This is a genomic window from Ruegeria sp. E1 (assembly GCF_056534225.1).
In genome coordinates this window covers 80,526-103,486 of record NZ_JBQFPE010000003.1, presented here as the reverse complement: position 1 = coordinate 103,486, position 22,961 = coordinate 80,526, and the positions used below count along the sequence as shown (strand labels likewise).

Below are 22,961 nucleotides of genomic sequence, written 5' to 3'. Positions count from 1 at the left end.
CCCGTTCACGGACAGTGATTAATGCGCTCCACCGACCAAACATCCCCGTGCCGCGTGATTTCGGTGACGGACAGGTTGTCGATCCGGTGCGAAAACGCCTGTTGTGCATCCACGTCCAGCGCCCTTTGGACCTGAGTCAGGATGACCCCGAAATGCGCCACAACAATCAGGTCTTGCCCGTTATGGTCCGCGATCAGGCTATCGATCGTGTTGTTCACCCGCGCGCAAACCTCGTTCCAGCTTTCGCCATCTGGGGGACGGACGTCGCCCGGATTGTCCCAATAGGTGAAGGCAAGCTCTGGGTCTTCGGCTTCGATCTCGGCAAACGGTCGCAGTTCCCAGCTTCCAAAGTTGATCTCTCGCAAGCCACGTCGATGTGGCAGTCGAAGACGGGTTCCTTGAATGGCCGAAGCTGTATCGGCGGCCCGTGACAGATCCGAAGACACGACCACCGCCGCGCTGGGCAGATGATCGTGCAGCCGTTCAATCGCTTGCCCGTCGCTCAGGTCGGCGGGCAGATCGGACCAGCCCACCATGGTTTTGGCGTGAGTTGGGCCGTGCCGGACAAGGTGAAGGCGGGTCAAGGCAATTGCCCCTTTAGGACAAGCGGAAGGCCGGCGGTGACCTGAACCACAAGTTCAGCTTGCGCCGCCAGTGCAATGTTCAACCGGCCCTGTGCTTCGCGGAATTTTCGGGCCAGAACGTTTTCGGGGACAATGCCGTTCCCGACCTCGTTTGAGACCACAACAATGTCGGCCGCGCAGGACTGCAGCGCCTGAAATAGCACCGCCTGTTCCTGCGCAATATCGTTCTCTGCCAGCAGATGATTGGTCAGCCACATCGTTGCGCAATCGATCAGGCAGATCTGGCCGCTGGTCAGCTGACTCAGGTGGGGTTTCAGATCAAAAGGTGCCTCAATTGTGGTCCAGCCCGCGCCGCGCTGTGCAATATGCTGCACAATTTTTTGGCGCATCTCATCATCAAACACTTGTGATGTGGCGACATAAACTTGCTTTTTCCCTGACGAAGCAACAAGTTGTTCCGCAAAAGCGGACTTGCCCGACGCAGCGCCACCCAAAACAAAGGTTAAATTGGGACGCACTATTGTTACCTTTCTGGTGATCCAATCGGTGCAGTCCTGCGTATCGACCACAGGTCGGCAAGGCAAGCCCGACCAGCGCCGACAAATATGGGAGAGTTGCATGGCACTGGACAATGCAAACGATTTTTCGATGTCCCGACGAGCGATGAAGGCAGAACTGCTGGATGCCGAGACAGAATTGCGGTTGGCTTACGCCTGGCGTGACGACCGCGATGAACAGGCTTTGCATCGCCTGATTACCGCCTATATGCGGCTGGCGATTTCAATGGCGGCCAAGTTCAAGCGCTACGGCGCGCCGATGAATGATCTGATCCAAGAGGCCGGGCTGGGCCTGATGAAGGCCGCTGACAAGTTCGATCCAGATCGGGGCGTGCGCTTTTCGACCTATGCCGTGTGGTGGATCAAGGCCAGCATTCAGGACTATGTGATGCGCAACTGGTCGATGGTTCGGACCGGCTCGACCTCGTCTCAGAAATCGCTGTTTTTCAACATGCGTCGGGTTCAGGCGCGTCTTGAGCGTGAGGCGGCTACCGACGGGCTGGAGCTGGACCGTCATCAGCTGCACCAGATGATCGCCGCAGAAATCGGCGTACCCTTGCGCGATGTCGAGATGATGGAAGGGCGTTTGTCGGGGTCTGATTTCTCACTCAACGCCGTGCAATCGGCGGATGAAGAGGGGCGTGAGTGGATAGATGCGCTGGAAGATGAACGTGAACAGGCGGCTGAGGTCGTCGAGCAAAGCCACGATACGCAGCAATTGCGCGATTGGCTGGTGACAGCGATGCAAGCGCTGAACGATCGTGAAAGGTTCATTGTCCGCGAACGCAAACTGCGCGAACCGGCGCGTACTCTGGAAAGTCTGGGTCAGGAACTCGGACTGTCGAAAGAGCGCGTGCGTCAGCTTGAGGCGGCGGCTTTTGTGAAAATGCGCAAGAACCTTGAAGCGCAATCGCGCGAGGTGCAACACTTCTTCGCATGAGACATCTTGCGATTCTGGCCTGCGCCTGTTTTGTCAGTGCGGCTCGACCGGGCCTTGCACAGGAATTGATCCCTGATGATGTGACGGACGCCATGCGGGCGGCCGACGTCTTAATTCTTGGCGAAATCCACGACAATACGCAGCACCATTTGGTTCAGACCGAGGCAATCGAGGCGATCTCGCCTTCGGCCGTGGTTTGGGAAATGGTAACCGAGGAAGGGGCGCAGCGCCTTGCTCAAAAGGCTGCGACAAACCCCGAGGAATTGTCGAGGATACTGCGTTGGGCTGAGTCCGGCTGGCCGCCGCTCAGCATGTACTATCCAATTTTTCAGGCCGCGGATGTACCAATCTATGGCGCGATGGTTCCTCGCTCGGCAGCGAGGGCTGCAATGGAACGTGGGGCCGCCACGACGTTTGGGGCAGATGCGGCGCGGTTTGGTCTGACCGTCCCGCTTGCCCCCGAGGATCAAGCCGAGCGCGAGGCCGATCAGCTTGCCGCGCATTGTGATGCGCTGCCGCAAGAGATGCTGCCGCAAATGGTGGCCATTCAGCGTCTGCGCGACGCGGTTCTGGCGCGCGCTATCCTGCGCGCTGTGGATGAAACCGGAACGCCTGTGGCCGTCATCACCGGAAATGGCCATGCACGCAAGGATCGCGGTATCCCGACCTTTCTGTCGCGCCTGCGTCCGGGCCTCAAGGTTTTTGTGCTGGGTCAGTCCGAGGATGGTGCCGTAAATGGTGATTTCGATGCGGTAATCGACAGCCCTGCGGCTGAACGCGAAGACCCTTGCAAAGCCTTTGAGACGCAGAATTAACCGCTGGAACTTGGACCGGGCGTTGCCTAATGTCTGCACCGACTGGGACGGGAAGGGCTGAACATGCTGGCATCCAAACGCATTCTGCTGATCATCGGCGGAGGAATTGCGGCCTATAAGTCGCTGGATCTGATCCGCCGACTGAAAGAGCGTGGTGCGACTGTCACTCCGGTTCTCACCCGCGCTGCCGAAGAATTTGTAACACCCTTATCCGTGGCCGCACTGTCGGGGCAGAAAGCCTATCGCGATCTCTTTGACCTGACGGACGAGGCTGAGATGGGGCATATCCAGCTGTCGCGCTCTGCGGATTTGATCGTGGTCGCCCCGGCGACAGCGGATCTGATGGGTAAAATGACCTGCGGTCTGGCAAACGATCTGGCCTCGACCCTGTTGATGGCAACGGACACGCCGGTCTTGTGCGCACCAGCGATGAATGTGCGCATGTGGGATCACCCCGCGACGCAGCGCAATTTGACACAGCTGCAGAGCGACGGCGTCCGTTTTGTCGGCCCCAACGAAGGGGATATGGCCTGTGGCGAATACGGGCCGGGCCGCATGTCTGAACCGCTGGAGATTGTGGCCGCGATCGAGGCTCAACTGATTGCCGGGCCACTCGCGGGCAAGCGCATCCTCGTCACCTCAGGCCCGACGCACGAGCCGATTGATCCCGTACGCTATATCGCCAACAGATCATCTGGTGCGCAAGGCTCGGCGATTGCGCGTGCCTTGTCTGCCCTGGGTGCTGACGTGATCTTTGTAACCGGCCCTGCCGACGTTCCACCCCCCGACGGGGTTCAGGTTGTTCGGGTAGAGACCGCTCAGCAAATGTCTGACGCGGTTGACGCTGCTTTGCCAGCCGATGCCGGTGTGTTTGCGGCTGCGGTCGCGGATTGGCGTATGGCTGAAGCCTCGGACCGCAAGCTGAAGAAAAGCCGCGATGGTCTGCCCACGCTGGAATTTGCCGAGAATCCGGACATCCTCAAGCGCGTGTCTCAGTTGGATAAGGGCCGCCCCGGCCTTGTAGTTGGGTTTGCGGCTGAAACAGACAATGTAATCGAACATGCAACGGCCAAGCGGGAACGCAAGGGGTGTGACTGGATCGTGGCCAACGATGTCAGCCCTGCAACCGGGATTATGGGCGGGGCCGAGAATGCCATCATCCTGATCTCGGATCAGGGGGCCGAGGAATGGCCGCGCATGGGCAAGGATATGGTTGCAAACCGACTGGCGCAGAAGATCGCCGAAGCCTTGGCGGGGTGATCCGCCCACCCGGTAAGCTGGACGAGAGGGATGGAAATGGTCGCAATTCGTGTGATCCGAGAGGATTGGGCAGACCCGGCAGTGGCCTTGCCCTCGTATGAGACAGCTGGGGCGGCTGGTGCGGATGTGCGCGCCAATTTGCCTGACGCTAAATCCATCCTTCTGCGACCGGGCCAACGCGCGCTGGTCTCGACCGGGCTGCGGATCGAGATCCCACCCGGATACGAGGTGCAGGTGCGTCCGCGTTCAGGCCTTGCGCTCAAGCATGGGATCACCCTGCCCAACACACCCGGCACCATCGACAGCGACTATCGCGGGCCATTGGGGGTGATCGTTCTGAACGCCGGGCAAGAGGATTTCGAGATCGCCCATGGCGAACGCATCGCCCAGCTTGTGGTCGCGCCCGTTGTGCAGGCCCGTTTTGAAACGGTCGAGGCTTTGGGTGAGACTGCAAGAGGGGCGGGCGGTTTCGGCTCGACCGGACGCGGCTGATGCTGCTGGTTCTGTTCCTGGCTGCGGCGTTGTGGGGTGTTGGCGTTCTGGCTGGTGTGTCGCGAACAGCGCGCGTGGTCTCTGTCTCGGTCCTGTTACTGGGTGTGGTAACGGCGCATCTGGTGCTGCCGGATGGGCATCCCCTGCGGCTTGCGACAGGGGGGTCGGCCGCGATGTGGCTGATCCTTGGCGGCTTCGCGGTTTTGGCGCTGCTTTATGGGAAAGGACTTAAAATGCTGCGGAATCGCGCCACGACTGCGGCTAAGGCCCCAGAGCCAACGCCCGACAAGTTCAGCGAGACCGAGTTGGACCGATATGCCCGCCATATCGTCCTGCGGGAATTGGGCGGCCCCGGTCAAAAGCGTCTGAAAAAAGCCCGCGTTCTGGTGATTGGTGCCGGAGGACTGGGCGCGCCCGCGCTGCAATATCTTGCAGCTGCAGGGGTTGGCACAATTGGCGTCATCGACGATGACGTTGTGGAAAACGCCAACCTGCAACGTCAGGTCATTCATCGCGATGCCGATATCGGGATGCCCAAGGTGTTTTCGGCGCAACAGGCGATGCTGGCGCAAAACCCTAACGTTGTTGTCCTGCCTTACCACCGCCGTTTGACCGATGAAATCGCCACAGACCTGTTTGATGATTTCGACTTGATCCTTGACGGCACCGACAATTTCGACACCCGCTATTTGGCCAACCGAACTGCGGTGGCGCTTGGCAAGCCTCTGATCTCGGGTGCGTTGTCGCAATGGGAAGGGCAGCTAAGCGTCTTTGATCCCGCAACAACCGGGCCGTGCTATCAGTGCATCTTCCCCGAGGCGCCGGCGGCCGGGTTGGCGCCATCCTGCGCCGAGGCGGGTGTCATTGGTCCGTTGCCCGGCGTGGTGGGTTCGATGATGGCGGTTGAGGCGATCAAGGTGATCACCGGTGCAGGTCAGGCCCTGCGTGGTGAGATGCTGATATATGATGCGCTTTATGGCGAAAGCCGAAAAATTACCCTGACACAGCGGCCTGATTGTCCGATTTGCGGGACTTCTGAATAGGCGACCTCTGGATCATCGATCCGCGGGCTCTTAGCTATACGGTCAAAGGAGACCTCAATGACCAATCCGATCCTGTCCGACTGGACCACCCGGTTCGAAATCGCCCCCTTTGCCGATATCACCGACGAAGATTTTGCCCCTGCGCTTGAACAGGCGATGCAGGCCCACAACGCCGAAATCGATGCCATCGCATCGGCATCCGAAGCGCCCAGCTTTGCCAACACGATTGAGGCGCTTGAGGCTGCGGGCGCGCAAATGGACAAGGTTCTGTCAGTCTTTTTCACGGTGGCCGGCGCGGACAGCAATCCCAAACGGGAAGAGCTTCAGCGGGATATTTCGCCAAAGTTGGCGGCGCATTATTCGGCGATTTCATCGAACAAGGCACTGTTTCAACGGGTGGCGGATTTGTGGGATCGCCGCGACCAATTGGACCTGACCGAAGAACAGGCGCGCGTGCTGATGCTCACCCATCGCGGCTTTGTCCGCGCAGGTGCGGCCTTGCAAGGGGAGGACGACAGCCGGATGCAAGAGATCAAGGGTCGTTTGGCCTCGCTGGGTACGTCTTTTACCCAGAACCTGTTGGCAGACGAACGCGATTGGTTCATGGAGTTGACCGAGGATGATTTGCAAGGCCTGCCAGATTTCGTCGTGGATGCTGCCCGCGCCGCCGGAGAAGAAAAAGGCGCAGATGGCCCGGTTGTGACCCTTTCCCGGTCGCTGATCGTGCCGTTCCTGCAGTTTTCCCCTCGGCGGGACTTGCGCAAGAAAGCCTATCGCGCATGGACCGCACGCGGTGCGAATGGCGGCGAGACCGACAATCGCAACATTGCGGCCGAAATCCTGACCCTGCGACTGGAGCGCGCCAAACTGTTGGGCTATGACAGCTTTGCCGATTACAAGCTGGAAACCGAAATGGCGCGCACGCCGGATCGGGTGCGTGATCTGCTGATGCAGGTTTGGTCTCCGGCCAAGGCGCGCGCCGACGCGGATGCCGAGGTTCTGACCGCGATGATGCAAGAGGATGGCGTGAACGGCCCGCTAGAGGCCTGGGATTGGCGCTACTATGCCGAAAAACGGCGCAAGGCCGAGCATGATCTGGATGAAGCAGCGCTGAAACCTTACCTACAATTGGACCGTATGATTGAGGCGGCCTTCGCCTGCGCGGGCCGCCTGTTCGGGTTGGAATTTGCGCCGCTGGACGTGCCGCTATATCACCCTGATTGCCGCGCCTGGGACGTCACCCGGAACGGTCAGCATGTTGCGGTGTTCATCGGAGATTACTTTGCGCGTGGGTCCAAACGGTCGGGTGCCTGGTGCAGCGCGATGCAGGGTCAGGCGAAGTTTCCGAAGGAACAAGCGCCCATCGTGATCAATGTCTGTAACTTCGCCAAAGGCGACCCGGCGCTGCTGTCCTACGATGATGCGCGGACCCTGTTCCACGAATTCGGTCATGCGCTGCATCAGATGTTGTCGAATGTGACCTACGAAAGCATCTCAGGCACCAGCGTCGCCCGTGACTTTGTGGAGCTGCCAAGCCAGTTGTATGAACATTGGCTGGAAGTGCCCGAAGTGCTGGCCGAATACGCGACCCACGCAGAAACCGGTGAGCCGATGCCGCGCGACATGCTGGAAAAGGTCTTGCAGGCCGCCAATTTCGATCAGGGGTTTCAGACGGTCGAATATGTCGCCTCGGCGCTGGTTGATCTGGCGTTTCATGATGGCGATGCGCCAAGTGATCCGATGGCGAAACAGGCCGAGGTTCTGGCCGATCTGGGGATGCCGCAAGCCATCGGGATGCGCCATGCTACACCGCATTTCGCACATGTCTTTGCGGGCGACGGCTATAGCTCGGGCTATTACAGCTATATGTGGTCCGAGGTGATGGATGCCGACGCTTTTGCGGCCTTCGAGGAAGCAGGCGGAGCGTTTGACCCTGAACGCGCCAAAGCGTTGGAGAATAACATCCTCTCCACCGGCGGCTCGCGCGAGGCCGAAGAGCTGTATCTTGCCTTCCGGGGGCGCTTGCCGGGGGTCGAGGCGTTGCTGAAAGGGCGCGGATTGATCGCGGCTTAGTAACCCAATTCGCGGTCGACCAAATGCAGGAGGGGCTCACCCGCCTCTCCGCGCCGGATGTTCTCGCAGATGACCTGCGTCGCTGTGGTGGGGCGGGTCTCAGACGCGATATGGGGCGTGACCGTGACGTTGGGATGTGCCCAATAGGGGTGATCAGCGGGCAGTGGTTCGACCCGGAACACGTCCAGCGTGGCATGACCGATTTGGCCTGAATTCAACGCGTCCAACAGGGCATCGTCATCGATCAACGGCCCGCGTCCCGGATTGATGATCCGGGCCCCTTCGGGCAACAGCGCCAGCGTGTCGGCATTCAGCGTGTTCTCGGTGGCGGGCGTATCGGGCAACAGCAGAACGACGATTTCCGCCTGCGACAGCGCCTGTTTCAGGCCGCCAGGCCCGCTGAGGCAGGTCACGCCCGGGATTTCCTTTGGCGTTCTGCTCCAGCCCGTGACATTGAACCCCAGCGCCGTCAGGGCGCGGGCCGAGGCTTGCCCCAGCGCGCCCAGTCCCAGCACGCAGACATTGCGTTCCTGCGCCAGTGGCGGTGCCTGCGGTTCCCACGTCCCATCCTGCTTGGTGATGTGGGAATCCATGCCCAAATGGTAGCGCAGCACATGCCCTACGACCCATTCCGTCATCCCTTGTGCCAATCCGTGATCGACCATCCGCGCCAGCGGCACGGTCAGCGTCTTGTTATCCGCGATCTTCTCGACCCCGGCCCAAAGACTCAGAACGGCCTTCAGACGCGTAAAGGGCGTGAAGTCAAGCATCTCGCCAGTTGGGGCATAGACGATGTAGTCAACCTGATCCGGCTGAATATCCGTTGCCAGATGGAAATCCACCCCGGCCTTTTGCAGACCTTCGGTCAAAAGCGGTTCATATTCCGGCCATTGCTCAGGGCGCGCGGAAAACAGGACGTTCACGGGCATGGATGACCTTTCAGCGTGGACGGTGGATGTGGGCGCTTTGCACGATGCCAAAGGCTGCCATCAGCACCAGCATGGCCGAACCGCCATAGCTGACCATTGGCAAGGGTACACCCACAACCGGGGCCAGACCCATCACCATCGACATGTTGACGGCGAAGAACAGGAAGAAGTTCAGCGCGATCCCCAGCGTTACCAGTGACGAGAACCTGTCTTTGGTCGAAAGCGCCGTGACCATGCAGAAGATAAGGATCAGCCCGTAGAGGATCAACAAAGTAATGCCGCCGACAAAACCGAATTCCTCGGCCAGGGTGGTAAAGATAAAGTCGGTGTGTTTTTCCGGCAGGAAGTTCAGGCGCGACTGCGTGCCCTGCATGAACCCGCGACCATTCCACCCGCCCGAGCCCAGGGCGATCTTGGATTGGGTAATGTGATAGCCGGCACCCAGCGGGTCGGTTGAGGGGTCCAGAAACGTATCGATGCGGCGGAACTGATAGTCCTTCAGTAGCTGCCAATCGGTGCCACGGCTTTGGAACACAGCCGTGATCAACCCAACGCCTGCGGCGATAACGGCCGCGAAATAGGCCCAGTGAACACCGGCCAGAAACATCAGCCCGCCGCCTGCGGCCAACAGCAGGATCGATGTGCCCAAATCGGGTTGCTTCAAAACCATGAAAGTGGGGATCAGGATCAAGGCGACCGGGATCAATACCCACAATGGCCGAGAGGTCTTGTGCGCGGGTAGCCAGTCATAATACGCCGCCAGCACCATCACCAGCGCGACTTTCATCACCTCAGAGGGTTGCAGTCGCATAAATCCCAGATCGATCCAGCGCTGCGCACCCATCCCGATGGTGCCAAAAAGCTCTACAATGATCAGCAAACCGATTGAGCCCAGATAGGCCACCACCGACATGTTGCGCCAGAACCAGATCGGAACGATGGCGATGATGAACATAGCGGCCATGCCAAGGCCGAACCGCTCCATCTGAGGTTCCGCCCACGGTCTCCATGACCCACCCGCCACCGAAAACAGCATCAGGAACCCGGCGCTGGCGACGCTGATCAGCAGCAACGTCAGGGGCCAGTTCATATACAGAACCTTGCGGAACCCTGATGGCGTGGATTTGACGGCGTATTCGAGGTAACTCATGCGCGGTCCTTCTCGCCCGGACGCGCTTTGGGTCGCCGGTCACCTTCCAGCCGCTTTTGCTGTTCCTTGATGCGTTCGCGATCACCCTTGGGGTATGCCTCAAGCGGGGGCGTGCCGTTGTAGAGTGCCTGCAACATGATATCACGCGCAACCGGCGCGGCGGCTTTAGACCCACCGCCGCCGTGCTCAACCACAACGGCGATGGCGTATTTCGGGTTGTCATAGGGCGCAAAGCTAACGAACAGCGCGTGGTCGCGGCGTTCCCACGGCAGATCTTCGTTGCGGATCACACCTGCAGCGCGTTCGGCCTTGGTGATGTTGCGCACCTGGCTGGTGCCGGTCTTTCCGGCCATGCGGAAATCATCGGCAATGATGCGGCTGCGATAAGCCGTCCCGCGCCGGTCGTTCGAGACGGACCACATCGCCTCACGTATATAGTTCAGATTGGCGCGGTTGATCCCAAGCGGCTCGCCCGCGCCGGTTGGCTGTTCGATGCCGTCAATGGACCGGACCAGACGCGGCGTGACGGCGCGCCCGGTGGCGATCCTTGCCGTCATGACAGCCAGTTGCATGGGCGAGGCCAGCATGAAGCCCTGCCCGATCGAGGCATTGGCCGTGTCGCCGATCAGCCAGTCTTCACCATGGGTGCGTTGCTTCCATTCCTGATTGGGTGCCAGACCGGCGCGCACGGCAGACATCGGGATGTCGTGCTTGACGCCCAGCCCAAGGGTGCGCGCCATCTCGGAGATCTTGTCGATGCCGACCTTGATCGCCACGTCATAGTAATAAACATCGCAGCTGCGCTTGAGCGACGTGTTGAGGTCCACCATGCCGTGACCTCCGCGCTTCCAGCAGTGAAAGCGGCGACTGCCAACCTTGAGGTGCCCGGGGCAATAAACGGTATTGCCGGGGCCAACGATGCCTGCCTCAAGCGCGGCCAGCGCAGTGACCATCTTGAACGTCGAGCCCGGAGGATACGTGCCCTGAACCGTCTTGTTGGCCAGCGGGCGATATTTGTCCTGCGTCAGGATCTGATAATCCGCGACCGATATACCGCGCACAAACAGATTGGGATCGAAACTGGGGGCCGACGCCATCGCCCGCAGATCGCCGGTTTCGCAATCGATCACAACGGCAGCGGCGCTCTCGCCAGCCAGCCGCGCCTGAGCGTATTGCTGCAAGCCCGCATCGACCGACAGTTGCAAATCGGCCCCCGGCTGACCTTCCTGCCGGTCCAGTTCGCGCATGACGCGTCCGGTGGCGTTCACCTCGACGCGTTTTGATCCGGCCTTGCCGCGCAGGTCGATCTCTTGCTTGGCTTCCAGACCGACCTTGCCGATCTGGAATCTTGGGATACGCAGCACCGGTTCGGGGTCTTCGATCTGGCTCAGGTCGTAGTCGCTGACGGGGCCGACATATCCGACAATATGGGCGAAATCCTCGTATCGCGGGTACTGCCGCGTCTGACCGACCTCGGGCGTGACACCGGGCAGCGCGGGGGCGTTTACCGCGACCTTTGAGATATCTTCCCACGTCACCTGATCAACCAGTGTGACGGGCAGGAACGGGGCCGAGCGACGCATTTCGGTGCGCGCCCGCTCGATCTCATCCTCGTTCAGGGGGATCAGATCGGACAGTTTGGCGATGACCTTGTCGATATCGCCTGCATCCTCGCGCACGATAACAATCCGGTATGACGGCGAGTTCTGACCAATGATCTGACCATTGCGGTCATAAATGCGGCCCCGGGTCGGTGGGATCAGGCGAATGTTGATCCGGTTTTCCTCGGCCAGCAGACGGTATTCGTCGGCCTGATCAACCTGCATGAAACGCATCCGGGCTGCTAGGCCACCGATAAATGCGGCCTGCAATCCGCCCAACACCAGCGCCCGGCGCGGCAGGCGTTTATAGGCAAGACCCGGCGACTTTGGCTTGCGCTGTTTCATGTCCGCACCTGTGCGCCATCAGCGACCGATTTGCGCCGCACGCCAAACGCGCTCTGACTCAGCAGAACGATCACCGGATAGATCGCAATTGTCAGAACCATCTGTACCACCATGGGACCCAGTGCGGCCTGTTCTACCGATAGAATAGCAAGAATGACGCGATTGATCACAAAAACTGCCGTGATCACGGCGCCAACGGTGGTCCATTCGCTGATGAACCCAGCATCCCGCATCCCAAAGGCGGCCGAACGCAGATAAGACGCACCCATCACCACCAACGCAGCCAACAGGCCCGGCGGGCGTTGCAGCAACAGATCAGCCATCAGCATCACCAACGCAATGGTCAGGACCGGCACGTATTCGGGCCGCCGCAGCACCCACGCGTAAGTCAAGGCGATCAACAGGTCAGGAGACGGCAGTCGGTCCGGGCGCGTGTCCAGCGGCAAGAGGTGTAGGAACAGGATCAGGAGCGCCAGAACGACATAGAGGCTGCGCTTGATCCAGAGATGCGAGGGCGATCTATCCATCCCCGGCCTCCGGCGCGGTCAGGGCGGCCTCGGGCTGGCGCGGGCCAACGATACCACCCGGATCGCGAATGGTCGGCGCGGATTGAAAGCGCAGCACGCGTAGAAATTCCAGCCGTTCGAAATCTGCCGATAAGCGCACCCGCAAACGGCCACCCGGGTCCATGGCGATCTGACCGATCAGCAGACCGCCAGGGAAAACTCCGCCATCGCCCGAGGTGACGACGCGGTCGCCGGGGCGGACAAGTTCGCGGTTCTCCAGGAACTCGATTGCGGGTGTGGGTGTGTTGTCCCCGGTTACAAGCGCAGTTTGCCCTGACGGTTGGATCGTGGCGGGTATCGCGCTGGACGCGTCAGTCAACAGGATCACCCGCGCCGTATCCGGTCCGACGCCCGAAATGCGGCCTACAACCCCAATACCGTCCATCGTGGCCCAGCCATCCACGATACCGTCACGTTCGCCCACGTTCAGCAAGACCGATTGCCGGAAAGGTGAGCCGCTGTCGGCCATGACCACGCCGGTGATATAGGTCAGCCGCGCGTCCAGCCGCACGTTGTTCAGGTCCAGCAATCGGGCGTTTTCCTGTTCCAGCTGCAACGCCGCTTCTTTCCACGCGCGCATCAGGCGCAGTTCGCTGCGCAGCTCTTGATTCTGCTCGCTCAGACGCTGATAGCTTTGAAAGTCGCGAACCAGATTAACCGCTGCGGTGACGGGCACCATCGCCCATTCCATCGACGGAACAACCTTGTCAACAACCTGTGCGCGGAACCGTTCTACTCGGGGACTGTCGATGCGCCAGATGACGAAAATTCCCAGCAGGCACAGCACAACAATCCCCAACAGCAATCTGCGCAGAGGTGTTGTGTATTCGTCGCGCTGTGATCGGTCCTTTGCCACAGGCTACCTTCCCGTGCTGCTCGCGCCCGATTGTTCGCCCCATAAGGGTGCGCGCCTTAGCTTTCGTAGTCAATCGCGTGGCGCAGTTGTTTTTCGTATTCCAGCGCCTTGCCGGTTCCCAAAGCCACACAATTCAGGCTTTCATCGGCAATCGACACCGCCAAACCGGTCTGTTCGCGCAGCGCAAGGTCCAGATCGCCCAGCAAAGCGCCGCCGCCGGTCAGCATGACGCCCCTGTCAACAATGTCTGCCGCCAGATCGGGCGGTGTGGTTTCCAGAGCGGTCATCACCGCCTCGCAAATCTGCTGCACAGGTTCTGACAACGCTTCGGCCACCTGCGCCTGGCTGATCTCGATTTCCTTCGGCACACCGTTCAGCAGGTCACGCCCGCGGATATGCATCGACTGGCCGCGGCCGTCGTCGGGCATCCGGGCGGTGCCAATGGTGGTCTTGATGCGCTCGGCGGTGGATTCACCGACCAGCAGGTTCTGCTGGCGACGCAGATACGAGATGATGGCCTCATCCATCCGGTCTCCACCCACGCGGACCGAGCGCGCATAAACGATGTCGCCCAGCGATAGAACTGCAACTTCGGTTGTACCGCCGCCGATGTCGACGACCATGTTGCCGGTCGGATCGGTGATCGGCATCCCTGCGCCAATCGCCGCGGCGATCGGTTCCGCGATCAGGCCCGCGCGGCGCGCACCTGCCGACAGAACCGACTGACGGATTGCGCGTTTCTCAACCGGGGTCGCGCCATGGGGGACGCAGACAATGATCTTGGGCTTGGAAAAGGTCGAGCGTTTGTGAACCTTGCGGATGAAATGCTTGATCATCTCTTCGGCGGTGTCGAAGTCAGCAATCACACCTTCGCGCATCGGGCGGATGGCCTCAATCGATCCGGGTGTCCGGCCCAACATCAGTTTGGCGTCCTCGCCCACGGCGAGAACCTTTTTGACGCCATCCTTGACGTGATAGGCCACAACCGAAGGTTCCGACAGGATCACGCCGCGCCCCTTGACATAGACCAACGTATTCGCTGTTCCGAGGTCGATGGCCATGTCCGCTGTGAACAGGCCGCCCAGATTGCCAAAGATGCCCATAATTTTACTGATCCTGTTTGTCAGAATTTCCACTGCCCGCGACTCGACGGTTCCGGGACGGATGCCTTATAGGGTGCCAACTCGCCCGGTAAAAGGGCTGATTCCAAGACAATCAGCACCTTTTCGCCTCATTGATAGGGACTTTAGAAGGCAAAATGCTCTCATATCAACATATTTACCACGCCGGGAACCTTGCGGATGTCCATAAGCACGCGATTGTGGCAGAAACGCTTGCCTATCTGACACAAAAAGACAAACCGCTAAGCTATGTGGAAACCCATTCGGGGCGCGGACTGTATCAGTTGGACTCGGATCAGGCCGTTCAAACCGGCGAAGCCGCAGCCGGGATCGAGCGTGCGCTGGTCGAAGGCTGGTTCGATGCCACACATCCGTTGAGCCAGGCAATCGCGGCCGTCAAATCCAGATATGGCCAATCTGCCTATCCCGGTTCGCCGCTCATTGCGGCAAATCTGCTGCGACCGCAGGACAAGATGCATCTGGCCGAGTTACACCCGCAGGAATACCGCGCCTTGTCCAGCGCCTTGTCGGCGACTGACGCGCGCACCTATCAACAAGACGGGTTCGAACTGGCGCAGTCGCTGCTGCCGCCGACGCCAAGGCGGGGGTTTCTGCTGATTGACCCAAGCTATGAGATCAAGTCGGACTACGACCGGCTGCTGGGGATCATCACCTCGTTGAATCGCAAGTGGAATGTCGGGGTCATCGCGCTGTGGTATCCGATCCTTGCCAATGGGCGGCATCAGGCCATGCGGGATGTTTTGGCCAAGCGGGACTTCCCCAAGGTTCTCCATCATGAGGTCCGCTTTCCTGCCGCGCGCAAGGGTCATGGCATGATCGGATCCGGTATGTTTGTCGTGAACGCGCCCTTTGGTCTAAGCGATACGGCCAAACGGCTGGATCAGTTGTTCGGCAGCCTGTCTGCCTAAGCGTCGCGCTTAACCATAAGAAATATGTCAATAAAACAACGCACGCGGCAGGCGTGTTTGTTCGTGAGATCCTGCAGTTCACGCAGGGTCCGCATGTTTTTTGGCGCAAGCACCTTGAATTTCCGTACAGGTTACGCCAGTTATTTGTCAAATATGACAATAAACAAAATCTGGAACACTTCGATGGACTTCTTAAGCCGCCACATCAGTGATTTTCACCTGAGTTATTGGGAAAACCTGATCAACGACTGGTTCTTCGTCTTCGCGCTGGGCTTTCTGGCGTTTGAACTGCTGCGCTATGCGGTGGTGAAGAAACTGAACTGGCAGATGGTCGGGGATACCATCACCAACTTTATCACTCTGGCGTTCTTTATCGGCATCAGTTTTGTGCTGCTGGCTGGATTCTATATCGGGGCCTATGTCTGGGCCTTCCAGTTCGCTGTCTTTGACATCCCGACTACATGGGCATCCTTCATTATCGTGCTGATCCTTGCCGATCTTGCCTATTATTGGGAGCACCGGATATTGCACCGCGTTAACTTCCTTTGGGCGACGCATTCGGTTCACCACAGCTCGCCCTTCTTCAACATCTCGGTGGCGTACCGACATGGCCCGCTCGACGGGTTCTGGCCGTTGTTCTTTCACCTGCCGCTGGTGCTGCTGGGGTTCAACCCGTTTGTCGTTCTGATCGCGGAACTGCTGGTGCAACTCTATCAGACGGCCCTGCATACCGAGGTCATCAAGAAACTCTGGCGGCCGATTGAGTATGTCTTCAATACGCCCTCGCATCACCGCGTCCACCATGGATCGAACCGCAAATATCTGGATAAGAACTATGCCGGGATACTGATAATCTGGGACCGAATGTTCGGTACGTTCGAGGACGAAAACGAAGAGGTCGTCTATGGCCTCGTCAAGCCGATTGACTCGGTCAATCCTTTTGTCGCGTTTCTACACGGATTTTCCCGCCTGTTCCGGGATGTCTGGAACATGCCGGGGCTGAGAAACAAGCTGGGTGTGTTCTTTGGCCCACCGGGTTGGCAGCCCAAGTCAAAGCCGCAAAAGCCTGCGGAATAAGCTAAAGGAGTGCAGAATATGCCAAGTAACACCCAACGTATTACTGCGGCCATCGTGACCGCAGGGTTGTTTGTCGGCGGCGCCTGGGTTGCATCGGGGTTCGGAACAAACATCCAAGACGCTGCGGCCTCGACCACCGATGCGGCACAGCATGGTGGGGTGACCGTCAACCTGCGCGGAGGACGCAATTCAGACGGCAACATGATCGTCATGGCGTTCGATCAGCAGGCGGCCTTTGATAACATGGATTACACCAAAGCCGCAGGGTATCTAGAAGCGCCTGCTTCAACACAACCGATGCGTTTCGATTTTCCAGGTCTGGATGGTGAGTTCTATGCTGTGATCGCTTTTCACGATGAGAACGGGGACTACGATTTCAATTATGACGAGGAATACCTGCCGACCGAGGGCTATGCGGTGTCGGGCATGAATGACCTGAACGACGTCCCCGTATTTGAATACTCGCTGATTGCACCCGGAAAACCAGCGGATCTGACGCTGTTTTACTGGCCGTAGCAAAGACGCAGAATTGGAAAGGGCGGCCACATTGGGCCGCCCTTTTTTGTCTAGGACAGGTCTTTGTACGAAATCTCACGCGTGTCCGCGCCGGGACCGGCCTTTTGACGGCGCACAATCAGGCGGTTCAGCGCGTGGATATAGGCCTTGGCCGAGGCGACGACCGTATCGGTGTTTGCAGATTGACCAGTGGCGATCATGCCGTCCTCTTCCAGTCGCACGGACACCGTGGCCTGCGCATCCGTACCTTCGGTCACTGCGTGCACCTGATACAGCTGCAGATGCGCCGTGTTGGGATGCACGATCCGAATGGCGCGGAACGCAGCATCGACGGGGCCGTCGCCGGTTTCCGTGGCAATGACCTCTTTGCCATCCACTTCCATCTCGATGGTGGCTTCGGCCTTACCGACGGTGCCGCAGGTCACTTTCATCGATACAAGTTGCAGTTGGTCGTCGCCGTCATCATCATCCAGCGTCATCAGCGCGATGATATCGTCGTCGAATACCTCTTTCTTGCGGTCGGCCAGTTCCTTGAACCGGACAAAGATGTCCTTGAGCTGGTTGTCACCCACCTCATAGCCCAGCGTGTTCAGCTTATCGCGCAGCGCCGCGCGGCCCGAATGCTTGCCCAATGGCAAAGAGGTGCCGGACAGGCCGATATCCTCGGGGCGCATGATCTCGAAGTTCTCGCGGTTCTTCAGCATCCCGTCCTGATGGATGCCGCTTTCATGGGCAAAGGCGTTCTTGCCAACGATGGCCTTGTTGAACTGCACGTTAAAGCCCGACACCGTCGCCACCCGGCGCGATATATGCATGATCTTGGTGGTGTCGATGCCGGTATTCCAAGGCATGATGTCGTTACGCGTGCGCAGCGCCATCACGACCTCCTCCAGCGCGGTGTTGCCCGCGCGTTCGCCCAGACCGTTGATGGTGCATTCGATCTGACGCGCACCACCTGCAACGGCGGCCAGAGAGTTCGCGGTCGCCATGCCAAGGTCGTTGTGGCAATGGGTGGCAAAGACCACCTCATCTGCGCCTGGCACGGTTTCGATCAGACGTTTGATCAGGTCGGCGCTTTCGACGGGGGCGGTATAGCCCACCGTGTCGGGAATGTTGATCGTTGTGGCCCCGGCCTTGATCGCAATCTCGATCACGCGGCACAGGTAGTCCCACTCGGTCCGCGTTGCATCCATCGGCGACCATTGCACGTTGTCGCACAGGTTGCGCGCATGGCTGACGGTTTCGTGGATCTTCTCGGCCATTTCGTCCTGTGTCAGATTCGGAATGGCGCGGTGCAGCGGAGAGGTGCCGATGAACGTATGAATGCGGTTCTTTCCGGCGTGTTTCACCGCCTCCCAGCAGCGGTCGATATCAGCGAAATTGGCGCGGGCCAGACCGCAGATGCGGCTGTTCTTCGACCGCTCGGCAATCTCGGACACCGCTTTGAAGTCACCTTCGGATGCGATGGGGAACCCGGCTTCGATGATGTCGACGCCCATATCGTCCAGAAGCTCGGCGATCTCCAGCTTTTCGGCATGGGTCATCGTGGCACCCGGGCTTTGCTCGCCGTCGCGCAGGGTTGTGTCAAAGATCAAGACGCGGTCTTGGTCGGTCACGTTGGTCATGGGAATCTCTTTCTTGTCTGTCCTAAAGCCTATGGCGCGCTGGCGTCCTCCTCTGAGCGGGCGCGCCGGATGGCACGCTCAGAGGCGGATTAGGATCAGTAGGCCGGGCAGAGACGCACCGCGCATAGCGGTGTCAGCAACAAGGGTATCTGCACGGTTGATCATGGGATCCAGGTTATACAGGTCGATCTGGGAATGAAAAGCAGGAATTTTCGGATGTGGGATCTTTGGTGCCAGCACCGTTGATCCAAAGGAAAGCTCCGCTAGGTGCAAGCATATGAGAAAGGCATTGATCATAGGCGCAACCGGGGGGATTGGCGGTGCCGTTCGCCAGCAGCTTGAGGGCCGAGGCGTTGCCGTAACCGGCCTGTCGCGATCGGGCGAGGGTTTTGACCTGACTAAGCCCGATACGGCTGAGCGCATACTTTCCGAAATCCAGACTGACTTTGACCTGATACTCGTCGCTTCCGGGGCGCTTGAGATTGCGGGCGCGGCGCCCGAGAAATCGTTACGTACCCTTTCGGCGCAGGCCATGATGGATCAGTTCGCACTGAACGCGGTTGGGCCTGCGTTGATGTTGAAACATGCCGGCCGATTACTGCCCCGCGACCGTCGCGCAGTTTTTGGAGTTCTGTCCGCTCGGGTCGGGTCGATTGGCGATAACCGGCTGGGCGGGTGGGTTAGCTACCGTGCGGCAAAGGCTGCGGTGAATCAGATCGTGCATACCGCAGCGATCGAACTGGCCAGAACGCATAAACAGGCGATCTGCGTTTCGCTTCACCCCGGCACGGTCAAAACCGCCTTTACCGAGAAATATTCAGGCCGCCACCCGGCTGTCTCGCCGGATGAGGCAGCGCAAAACCTGATGCGCGTCATGGAATACCTGACGCCAGAGAATTCGGGTGGATTCTTTGACTGGGCTGGGAAGCCAATCCCCTGGTAGGCAGTTAGCCGTCCGAGGGTGTGGCGTCAGCATCGGTATCGGGGGTCGACACAGCCGGGGTGCCTGTGGCTTCTTCTGACAATTCGCCATCTTGCCAGATACCAGTTTCTTCTTCGCCGTTTGCGTATCGCATCGTGCCATCGCCGTGACGCTTGTTGTCCAGAAACGTGCCCTCATAGACATCGCCAGTGGCGTAGGTTGCAACGCCGGTTCCGGTGATCTTGCCGTTGGCCCATCCCCCGGTGTAGGTAAAACCACGCGGCGTTTTCAGCGTGCCTTCGCCATGGCGCTGACCGTTTTCGAACCCGCCCTCATAGATAGTTCCATCGGGAAAACTGGCCTTGCCTGTGCCTTGGCGGATTCCTTCGATCCAATCCCCTTCGTAGCGATACCCGTTGGCAAGGGTCAGGGTGCCGGTGCCGTGGTTGACGCCGTTCTTGAATTGCCCTGAATAGACAGTGCCATTGGGATAGGTTGCCTTGCCCGATCCTTCGAAAATGCCCGCTATCCAATCGCCATCATAGATGGTGCCGTCCGGATAGGTTTGAATGCCCTTGCCCTGCGGCAGATCAGCGACGAAATCCCCGACATAGGTGGTGCCATCGGGATAGGTCATCTCACCCAATCCCTCGATCTGACCATTTGTCCACTCGCCGGAATAGTCGAACCCGTCGGTGCCCAGAAACCGCCCTTTGCCGTGGCGCCGGTCATCCAGATAGTCACCCTCATAGGTTGCGCCGTTGGCATAAGTGGCTTTGCCCTTGCCGTGCCGTCGACCGTCCACAAGATCGCCTTCGTAGACATCGCCATTGGGCTGGGCTAAACGGCCTGTGCCCGTGATCCGGTCTTCGGTCCAGGCGCCGTCATAGATCATGCCATTGGACATTGTCAGAACACCCTGGCCGTGGCGCTGCCCCTCCAGAATATCGCCTTCATAAACGTCGCCGTTTCGGTAGGCGATCCTGCCCTTGCCCTGTTTGGCCCCGTCGATCCAGTCGCCCTCGTAGGAATAGCCGTTGCTTGACGTAATGACACCTTTGCCATGGCGGCGGCCATTCTGGAACGCGCCTTCATAGCGCATACCATTTGCGTATTGCGCCACGCCGGTTCCATGGATGGAGCCGTCGGACCATTCACCCTCATAGCTGCCACCATCACCATAGACGATCTTGCCGATCCCATCCGGCTTGCCGCGCACAAAGCTTCCCTCATAGACCGATCCGTTGGCGTAGCGGGCTGTGCCCTGACCCTGAATTTCACCCTCGACCCACTCGCCCGAATATTCGAACCCGTCGGGCAGGCGATAGGTGCCGGTACCGTGACGCAGGCCGCCCTGAAACGTTCCCTCGTAGACGCCGCCAATGTCGTCATCTGCAACGACGATCTGGCCATCTTCCTGAGCGGTCAGAACCTGAGCCGACAGGGCAAGGGCTGCAATGGCGATGGAAGTGCGGATCACGTTCATTTTCTACCTGCCTGTAATGCGTGCGGTGTCTCAAACAGCTGGCGCAAAACTAGGATACCGCAAGGGGCAGGGCAACGGCTTTTGCCGCATTGGTCTTTTCCTTGCGCTGTGATCTGGTAAATGCGTTTGGAACTGACGAGCGCAAGAGGGCAAGCATGGCCGATCGTTTCCGCATCACGCTGGCGCAACTGAATCCCACTGTTGGGGATATCGAGGGGAACGCTGCAAAAGCCGTCGCAGCCTGGCAGCAAGGGCGCGCGGCCGAGGCTGATCTGGTCGCCCTGCCCGAAATGTTCATCACCGGCTACAACACGCAGGATCTGGTGATGAAGCCGGTGTTTCATCGTGCCGCAATGGCCGCTGTCGAACAGCTTGCGCAGGATTGCGCCGATGGCCCGGCGCTTGCGATTGGTGGGCCGTGGGTCGAAGACGACAAGCTGCACAATGCCTATCTGATCCTCAAGGGCGGTCGTATTGCCAGCAAGGTTCTCAAGCATCACCTGCCGAATGAGACCGTTTTCGATGAGGTTCGCTTGTACGACTCCGGCCCGATGGGCGGGCCTTATGCGGTGGGAAACACCCGCATCGGCAGCCCCATTTGCGAGGATGGCTGGCACGAGGATGTCGCGGAAACGCTTGAGGAAACGGGGGCCGAGTTTCTGTTGATCCCCAACGGTTCGCCCTATTTTCGCAACAAATACGATGTGCGGCTGAACCACATGGTCGCGCGCACGGTCGAAACAGGGCTGCCGGTGATCTACCTCAACATGGTGGGCGGTCAGGACGATCAGGTATTTGATGGCGCCACATTTGGACTGAATCCGGGCGGAGAGCTTGCGTTCCGAATGCCGGTGTTTGACGAAGCGATCACCCATATTGATCTTGCGCGCGGCGATGCGGGCTGGCGCATCGAGCCTGCCGAGATTGTGCCGCAGCCCGACGAATGGGAACAGGACTATCGCGCGATGGTTCAATCCTTGCGCGACTACATGGGCAAGACCGGGTTCAAACAGGCCGTTCTGGGCTTGTCCGGTGGCGTTGACTCGGCGCTTGTCGCGACCATCGCCGTCGATGCAATCGGGGCGAAGAATGTGCGGTGCGTGATGTTGCCGTCCGAGTTCACCAGTCAAGCGTCGCTGGATGACGCCGAGGCCGTCGCCAAAGCGCTGGGCGTGCACTACGATTTCGTTCCCATCTCGGACAGCCGCGCGGCGGTCACGAACACACTGGCGCCGATATTTGCGGGCCGGGATGAGGATTTGACCGAGGAAAACATCCAGTCCCGTTTGCGCGGGCTGCTGCTTATGGCGATCTCGAACAAGTTTGGCGAGATGCTGCTGACCACCGGGAACAAGTCCGAAATCGCGGTGGGCTATGCCACGATTTATGGCGACATGAACGGCGGCTATAATCCGATCAAGGATCTATACAAAACTCGCGTGTTCGAAACCTGTCGCTGGCGCAACGCCAATCATCGCGACTGGATGATGGGACCTGCGGGCGAGGTAATCCGCCCCTCGGTCATCGACAAACCGCCCAGTGCAGAATTACGGGCGGACCAGAAGGACAGCGACAGCCTGCCGGATTATCCGGTTCTGGACGCGCTTCTAGAGATTCTGGTGGATCAGGACGGGTCGGTCTCCGATTGCGTCGAGGCCGGGTTTGACGAGGCCGATGCGCAGCGGGTCGAGCATTTGATTTACATCAGCGAATACAAGCGGTTCCAGTCTGCGCCGGGCACCCGCCTGACCCCGCGCGCCTTCTGGCTGGACCGCCGCTATCCCATCGTGAATCGCTGGCGCGATCGGGGCTGACATACCAATTCGCCGCTGCTTTGAGCCCCCTACCGCGCTGCGCTGGCGTGAATGTTGCGATTTGAACGACAGTCTTTCGTTTTTGCGTAAACTGTTCACAAAACCCAGCAATCACAAAAAGTTAGCCTCTCACATAGCTTGCATTTGAGCCCATTTTTTGCCACATTTAAGACAGGGGTTTGCCTCATGTGGGGCAAGCGTGACGCATTCCAACAAGGCCCGGTGCCAAATGGGGCGAACGAGTTGGACATGTGAATCTG

The 22,961-nt window shown here is 59.3% G+C and carries 21 protein-coding genes; 11 read left to right on the top strand and 10 right to left on the bottom strand.

The window, feature by feature from the left end:
- Positions 1–5 precede the first annotated feature (5 nt).
- Positions 6–584 (bottom strand): histidine phosphatase family protein, encoded by a 579-nt coding sequence (locus tag ACR0FG_RS04100; protein ID WP_480890416.1) that lies wholly within the window; start codon positions 582–584, stop codon positions 6–8.
- Positions 581–1,204 (bottom strand): bifunctional adenosylcobinamide kinase/adenosylcobinamide-phosphate guanylyltransferase, encoded by a 624-nt coding sequence (gene cobU, locus ACR0FG_RS04095; protein ID WP_480890413.1) that lies wholly within the window; start codon positions 1,202–1,204, stop codon positions 581–583. The genes ACR0FG_RS04100 and cobU overlap by 4 nt, the downstream gene beginning before the upstream one ends.
- Between cobU and ACR0FG_RS04090 the strand changes: the two genes are divergently transcribed.
- From ACR0FG_RS04090 to ACR0FG_RS04065, 6 genes are all read left to right on the top strand, one after another.
- On the top strand, positions 1,203–2,081 hold the full coding sequence (locus ACR0FG_RS04090) for an RNA polymerase factor sigma-32 (protein WP_170712770.1): 879 nt from the start codon (positions 1,203–1,205) through the stop codon (positions 2,079–2,081). The genes cobU and ACR0FG_RS04090 overlap by 2 nt on opposite strands.
- Entirely contained in the window at positions 2,078–2,896 is an 819-nt protein-coding gene (locus tag ACR0FG_RS04085) for a ChaN family lipoprotein (protein ID WP_480890410.1), read from the top strand. The genes ACR0FG_RS04090 and ACR0FG_RS04085 overlap by 4 nt, the downstream gene beginning before the upstream one ends.
- A gap of 63 nt (positions 2,897–2,959) precedes the next feature.
- Positions 2,960–4,156, top strand: coding sequence for a bifunctional phosphopantothenoylcysteine decarboxylase/phosphopantothenate--cysteine ligase CoaBC (coaBC, locus tag ACR0FG_RS04080; RefSeq protein ID WP_480890408.1), 1,197 nt, complete (start codon positions 2,960–2,962; stop codon positions 4,154–4,156).
- 36 nt (positions 4,157–4,192) lie between these two features.
- Positions 4,193–4,648, top strand: a complete 456-nt coding sequence (gene dut / locus ACR0FG_RS04075; RefSeq protein ID WP_480890901.1) for a dUTP diphosphatase — start codon at positions 4,193–4,195, stop codon at positions 4,646–4,648.
- The gene (locus ACR0FG_RS04070) at positions 4,648–5,691 is read left to right on the top strand and encodes a HesA/MoeB/ThiF family protein (RefSeq protein WP_480890405.1); all 1,044 of its coding nucleotides are present in this window, start codon (positions 4,648–4,650) and stop codon (positions 5,689–5,691) included. Before dut ends, ACR0FG_RS04070 begins: the two co-directional genes overlap by 1 nt.
- 57 nt (positions 5,692–5,748) lie before the next feature.
- Positions 5,749–7,764: a M3 family metallopeptidase gene (locus ACR0FG_RS04065; protein ID WP_480890402.1), complete on the top strand. Its 2,016-nt coding sequence runs from the start codon at positions 5,749–5,751 to the stop codon at positions 7,762–7,764.
- Here ACR0FG_RS04065 and ACR0FG_RS04060 read toward each other — a convergent pair.
- The 6 genes from ACR0FG_RS04060 to ACR0FG_RS04035 are packed head-to-tail and all read right to left on the bottom strand — an operon-like array spanning position 7,761 to position 14,314.
- The gene (locus ACR0FG_RS04060) at positions 7,761–8,693 is read right to left on the bottom strand and encodes a 2-hydroxyacid dehydrogenase (protein WP_480890401.1); all 933 of its coding nucleotides are present in this window, start codon (positions 8,691–8,693) and stop codon (positions 7,761–7,763) included. The genes ACR0FG_RS04065 and ACR0FG_RS04060 overlap by 4 nt on opposite strands.
- 10 nt (positions 8,694–8,703) lie before the next feature.
- Positions 8,704–9,843 carry a rod shape-determining protein RodA gene (gene rodA / locus ACR0FG_RS04055; RefSeq protein WP_480890399.1) on the bottom strand — a complete coding sequence of 380 codons (1,140 nt, stop codon included), beginning with the start codon at positions 9,841–9,843 and terminating at the stop codon, positions 8,704–8,706.
- A complete protein-coding gene (gene mrdA, locus ACR0FG_RS04050; protein WP_480890397.1) occupies positions 9,840–11,789 on the bottom strand; it encodes a penicillin-binding protein 2 in 1,950 nt (649 codons plus the stop codon). Before mrdA ends, rodA begins: the two co-directional genes overlap by 4 nt.
- The gene (locus ACR0FG_RS04045; RefSeq protein WP_480890395.1) at positions 11,786–12,316 is read right to left on the bottom strand and encodes a rod shape-determining protein MreD; all 531 of its coding nucleotides are present in this window, start codon (positions 12,314–12,316) and stop codon (positions 11,786–11,788) included. Before ACR0FG_RS04045 ends, mrdA begins: the two co-directional genes overlap by 4 nt.
- Positions 12,309–13,211: a rod shape-determining protein MreC gene (mreC, locus tag ACR0FG_RS04040; RefSeq protein WP_480890393.1), complete on the bottom strand. Its 903-nt coding sequence runs from the start codon at positions 13,209–13,211 to the stop codon at positions 12,309–12,311. Before mreC ends, ACR0FG_RS04045 begins: the two co-directional genes overlap by 8 nt.
- Positions 13,212–13,267: 56 nt before the next feature.
- Positions 13,268–14,314: a rod shape-determining protein gene (locus ACR0FG_RS04035; RefSeq protein ID WP_039523195.1), complete on the bottom strand. Its 1,047-nt coding sequence runs from the start codon at positions 14,312–14,314 to the stop codon at positions 13,268–13,270.
- A 155-nt stretch (positions 14,315–14,469) separates the two neighbouring features.
- Here ACR0FG_RS04035 and ACR0FG_RS04030 point away from each other — a divergent pair, with 155 nt between their 5' ends.
- The 3 genes from ACR0FG_RS04030 to ACR0FG_RS04020 all read left to right on the top strand — a co-directional run bounded on the left by ACR0FG_RS04030 (position 14,470) and on the right by ACR0FG_RS04020 (position 16,854).
- Positions 14,470–15,261 carry a 23S rRNA (adenine(2030)-N(6))-methyltransferase RlmJ gene (locus ACR0FG_RS04030; RefSeq protein WP_480890391.1) on the top strand — a complete coding sequence of 264 codons (792 nt, stop codon included), beginning with the start codon at positions 14,470–14,472 and terminating at the stop codon, positions 15,259–15,261.
- Between the two features lie 183 nt (positions 15,262–15,444).
- Positions 15,445–16,338: a sterol desaturase family protein gene (locus ACR0FG_RS04025; RefSeq protein ID WP_480890388.1), complete on the top strand. Its 894-nt coding sequence runs from the start codon at positions 15,445–15,447 to the stop codon at positions 16,336–16,338.
- A gap of 18 nt (positions 16,339–16,356) precedes the next feature.
- Complete coding sequence (locus ACR0FG_RS04020) at positions 16,357–16,854, top strand: DUF2141 domain-containing protein (RefSeq protein ID WP_480890385.1); 498 nt, start codon at positions 16,357–16,359, stop codon at positions 16,852–16,854.
- Between the two features lie 50 nt (positions 16,855–16,904).
- Here the strand turns inward: ACR0FG_RS04020 and ACR0FG_RS04015 are convergent, their stop codons facing one another.
- Entirely contained in the window at positions 16,905–18,479 is a 1,575-nt protein-coding gene (locus ACR0FG_RS04015) for a 2-isopropylmalate synthase (RefSeq protein ID WP_480890382.1), read from the bottom strand.
- A 277-nt stretch (positions 18,480–18,756) separates the two neighbouring features.
- Here ACR0FG_RS04015 and ACR0FG_RS04010 point away from each other — a divergent pair, with 277 nt between their 5' ends.
- On the top strand, positions 18,757–19,422 hold the full coding sequence (locus ACR0FG_RS04010; RefSeq protein ID WP_480890379.1) for an SDR family NAD(P)-dependent oxidoreductase: 666 nt from the start codon (positions 18,757–18,759) through the stop codon (positions 19,420–19,422).
- Positions 19,423–19,426: 4 nt separating this feature from the next.
- Here the strand turns inward: ACR0FG_RS04010 and ACR0FG_RS04005 are convergent, their stop codons facing one another.
- Positions 19,427–20,887, bottom strand: coding sequence for an MORN repeat-containing protein (locus tag ACR0FG_RS04005; RefSeq protein WP_480890376.1), 1,461 nt, complete (start codon positions 20,885–20,887; stop codon positions 19,427–19,429).
- Positions 20,888–21,042: 155 nt separating this feature from the next.
- Here ACR0FG_RS04005 and ACR0FG_RS04000 point away from each other — a divergent pair, with 155 nt between their 5' ends.
- Positions 21,043–22,701, top strand: coding sequence for an NAD+ synthase (locus ACR0FG_RS04000; RefSeq protein WP_480890373.1), 1,659 nt, complete (start codon positions 21,043–21,045; stop codon positions 22,699–22,701).
- Positions 22,702–22,961 lie beyond the last annotated feature (260 nt).

Coding starts and splice junctions, on each gene's coding strand:
- ACR0FG_RS04090 (WP_170712770.1), top strand. CDS start 1,203: ATGGCACTGGACAATGCAAACGATTTTTCGATGTCCCGACGAGCGATG.
- cobU (WP_480890413.1), bottom strand. CDS start 1,204: ATGCAACTCTCCCATATTTGTCGGCGCTGGTCGGGCTTGCCTTGCCGA.
- ACR0FG_RS04085 (WP_480890410.1), top strand. CDS start 2,078: ATGAGACATCTTGCGATTCTGGCCTGCGCCTGTTTTGTCAGTGCGGCT.
- coaBC (WP_480890408.1), top strand. CDS start 2,960: ATGCTGGCATCCAAACGCATTCTGCTGATCATCGGCGGAGGAATTGCG.
- dut (WP_480890901.1), top strand. CDS start 4,193: ATGGTCGCAATTCGTGTGATCCGAGAGGATTGGGCAGACCCGGCAGTG.
- ACR0FG_RS04070 (WP_480890405.1), top strand. CDS start 4,648: ATGCTGCTGGTTCTGTTCCTGGCTGCGGCGTTGTGGGGTGTTGGCGTT.
- ACR0FG_RS04065 (WP_480890402.1), top strand. CDS start 5,749: ATGACCAATCCGATCCTGTCCGACTGGACCACCCGGTTCGAAATCGCC.
- ACR0FG_RS04060 (WP_480890401.1), bottom strand. CDS start 8,693: ATGCCCGTGAACGTCCTGTTTTCCGCGCGCCCTGAGCAATGGCCGGAA.
- rodA (WP_480890399.1), bottom strand. CDS start 9,843: ATGAGTTACCTCGAATACGCCGTCAAATCCACGCCATCAGGGTTCCGC.
- mrdA (WP_480890397.1), bottom strand. CDS start 11,789: ATGAAACAGCGCAAGCCAAAGTCGCCGGGTCTTGCCTATAAACGCCTG.
- ACR0FG_RS04045 (WP_480890395.1), bottom strand. CDS start 12,316: ATGGATAGATCGCCCTCGCATCTCTGGATCAAGCGCAGCCTCTATGTC.
- ACR0FG_RS04035 (WP_039523195.1), bottom strand. CDS start 14,314: ATGGGCATCTTTGGCAATCTGGGCGGCCTGTTCACAGCGGACATGGCC.
- ACR0FG_RS04030 (WP_480890391.1), top strand. CDS start 14,470: ATGCTCTCATATCAACATATTTACCACGCCGGGAACCTTGCGGATGTC.
- ACR0FG_RS04025 (WP_480890388.1), top strand. CDS start 15,445: ATGGACTTCTTAAGCCGCCACATCAGTGATTTTCACCTGAGTTATTGG.
- ACR0FG_RS04020 (WP_480890385.1), top strand. CDS start 16,357: ATGCCAAGTAACACCCAACGTATTACTGCGGCCATCGTGACCGCAGGG.
- ACR0FG_RS04015 (WP_480890382.1), bottom strand. CDS start 18,479: ATGACCAACGTGACCGACCAAGACCGCGTCTTGATCTTTGACACAACC.
- ACR0FG_RS04010 (WP_480890379.1), top strand. CDS start 18,757: ATGAGAAAGGCATTGATCATAGGCGCAACCGGGGGGATTGGCGGTGCC.
- ACR0FG_RS04005 (WP_480890376.1), bottom strand. CDS start 20,887: ATGAACGTGATCCGCACTTCCATCGCCATTGCAGCCCTTGCCCTGTCG.
- ACR0FG_RS04000 (WP_480890373.1), top strand. CDS start 21,043: ATGGCCGATCGTTTCCGCATCACGCTGGCGCAACTGAATCCCACTGTT.